The organism is Rhodococcus sp. I2R, from assembly GCF_020889545.1.
GTDB lineage: Bacteria > Actinomycetota > Actinomycetes > Mycobacteriales > Mycobacteriaceae > Rhodococcoides.
In genome coordinates, this window is the sequence record NZ_JAHUTG010000058.1 from 1 (window position 1) to 2,685 (window position 2,685).

The 2,685-nt window shown below is 62.3% G+C and carries 3 protein-coding genes; all 3 read left to right on the forward strand.

Annotated elements, in window-relative coordinates:
* Positions 1 to 267 precede the first annotated feature (267 nt).
* Genes KVY23_RS24740 through KVY23_RS24750 form a run of 3 tightly spaced genes read left to right on the forward strand, consistent with a single transcriptional unit; the run spans position 268 to position 2,308 of the window.
* A complete protein-coding gene (locus KVY23_RS24740; RefSeq protein WP_075837992.1) occupies positions 268 to 876 on the forward strand; it encodes a ClpP family protease in 609 nt (202 codons plus the stop codon).
* Positions 873 to 1,496, forward strand: a complete 624-nt coding sequence (locus tag KVY23_RS24745; protein ID WP_230558524.1) for a ClpP family protease — start codon at positions 873 to 875, stop codon at positions 1,494 to 1,496. The genes KVY23_RS24740 and KVY23_RS24745 overlap by 4 nt, the downstream gene beginning before the upstream one ends.
* The gene (locus KVY23_RS24750) at positions 1,460 to 2,308 is read left to right on the forward strand and encodes a zinc-dependent alcohol dehydrogenase (RefSeq protein ID WP_230558525.1); all 849 of its coding nucleotides are present in this window, start codon (positions 1,460 to 1,462) and stop codon (positions 2,306 to 2,308) included. Before KVY23_RS24745 ends, KVY23_RS24750 begins: the two co-directional genes overlap by 37 nt.
* Positions 2,309 to 2,685: the final 377 nt, after the last annotated feature.

A 2,685-nucleotide genomic window follows, 5' to 3' on the forward strand; every position in this document is an offset into this window, starting at 1 on the left:
GAAAATGTCCGTATTTCACGTCAAACACCCACACCACCGAGGCGCACCACGCATCGACCACCGACCCCGTGTCCTCGCTGCGCAGTCCCTACCGCCGCCGTAAGTAAACGGTATTGAGCTTAGCCCCCTCCAGATCCAGCGTTCGTACTTCTTGATCGGTATGAGTTTCGGGAAGAACGCCCTGCGCAGATCCGCGTTGAGTGTCGTTGCCGCCGCTCACAGCAGAACCGCTGGTAGTCAGAGCTAGTGGTGGTCCAAGCTCGACCCATGAGCGAAACCCCTCGAATGTTCCCGCCCGATCTCCGCCGCCAACTCCTGCGCCATAGAGTCCTCGTGCTGGACGGCCCGCTCGACGACGAGAACGGCACTGTCCTTACCACCCACCTGTTGACTCTCGCCGCCGAGAATTCCTCGGCCGATATAGCTCTGTGGATCCACTCACCCGGTGGATCGGTACCCGCCATGCTCGCTATTCGCGATGTGATGCGGCTCGTGCCCTGCGACGTCTCGACACTCGCTCTCGGATTGGCCTGCAGCGCAGGCCAGTTTCTGTTGTCCTCGGGCACTCGGGGGAAGCGCTATGCCCTGCCGCATTCTCGGATTCTGATGCACCAGGGCTCGGCCGGAATCGGCGGATCGGCCGTCGAAGTGGAAGTGCAGGCCAACGACCTGCGGCATACCCGCGACACCGTCCTCGGTCTCATCGCCGAGGACACCGGACAAACGCGTGAACAGATCTTCGAGGACTCGTTGCACGACCGCTGGTTCACCGCCGAGGCTGCACGCGACTACGGGTTCGTGGACGAAATAGTCGACTCGTTCGATCAGGTCATGCCTGCGCGCCGAGTGTCGTTCGGAATGGAGATGGCCAGATGAGCACGTACACGATTCCCAACGTCGTCACCCGAGATTCACGCGGTGAACGTGTCGTCGACGTCTATTCGCATCTGCTGAGCGAACGCATCGTCTATCTCGGCACCGGTATCGACGCCGGGGTTGCCAACGCAATGATCGCGCAGTTGTTGCACCTGGAGGCCGACTCGCCTGACCAGGAGATCTCTATGTACATCAACTGCGAAGGAGGCGACACTGCTGCCATGCTGGCTGTGTACGACACGATGCAGTTCATCGGATCGCCCATTGCCACAACATGTGTGGGCCAAGCTGTCGCTGCGGGGGCGGTGCTACTTGCTGCCGGAGCGCCGGGTCGTCGCTCGGCCTTGACGCACAGTCGCGTGGTGTTGCATCAACCTGCCGCACAGGGGCGCGGGACCATCCCCGACCTGATCCTCGCTGCCGACGAGGTTGTCCGGGTGCGGGCCGAAACGGAGGCGATTCTGGCGAAACACACCGGACGTGACGCGGCGAAGCTCCGTCACGACACCGACCGCGACCTGGTGCTGGCGGCCGCCACACTGATATCCATGCTGCGCAGGGAGATTGGCCAGCGAAGCCGACGTTGCCGTTCGTTCCGGGTCACGAAGGGATTGGCGTGATCGAGGCGGTCGGCTCGCAGGTCGATGCGAACCGGATTGGCGAACGCGTCGCTATCGCGTGGCTCGGGTCGGCGTGCGGGGAATGCGATCACTGTGTCTCCGGATGGGAGACGCTGTGTGAGAGTCAGCAGAACAGCGGCTACTCGATCGACGGCGCGTACGCAGAATACGCTGTGGCACACGCACGTTACGTGGTCCGCGTGCCCGAGAGCATCTCCTCGTTCGATGCGGCACCTTTGACATGTGCTGGGGTGACCACCTACAAGGCCGTAAAGGTCGGCGGTGTCACTCCGGCTCAACGCGTCGCGATATTCGGTGTAGGCGGCCTCGGGCACATGGCCGTGCAGTACGCCAAGATCGCCGGCGGATTCGTCACGGCAGTCGACATCGAAGACGACAAGCTCGAACTCGCCCGTGAACTCGGTGCCGATCACACTGTCAACTCGTCGACGGTCGACCCCGTCGAGGCGATCAATGCGCAAGGTGGAGCGGACGTTGCCATCGTTTTGGCCGTCATCCCCAGCGTGTTCGATCAGGCCTTCCGTTCGCTTCGACGCGGCGGTCGACTGGTGTGCGTCTCGATGCCCGCTCACGGTGTGTTCCCGGTTCCGATCTTCGAGACGGTGGTGGGCGGAATTTCGGTTCTCGGATCGATCGTCGGAACCCGGAAAGACCTGCGTGAGGTGTTCGCACTGCACGAGGCCGGGCGCACGACGGTGTCGGCAGTGTCGCGCAAATTGGACGACGTGAACGAGTGCTTCGACGACCTCATGGCCGGTCGAGTCACTGCTCGCCAGGTCTTCGAGTTCTGATCTCGACACCGCCAGCGGATCAGCCATGGGGCACGCCCCTATCGGCTCGTAATTGCCAGGTCAGCCTCCGCGCCCTCACGGACTCTTTGCCGGAGAAGATCGCAGCAGCTGTGTACGAGTTCATCGCAGGGCCTGTGCTGCAATATTCGCGACGTTTGGGCAAGCCATTGGTCCGCCACTCGAACTCGCCTACATCGCACGTCAGGGCACCTACCATTTTTGTACCTGATCGATGATGAGAAGCGCATTGTGCAGAATCTGCCCATTCGGGTGTGCCCGCCACCGGTGGAAGGGGGGTGTGTCAGGTCAAGGGTTTGACCCCCTGACCGTGCAGTGCTTGGGCGAGGCGGACCGAGTCGCCGCTGGTTTGGCACAGG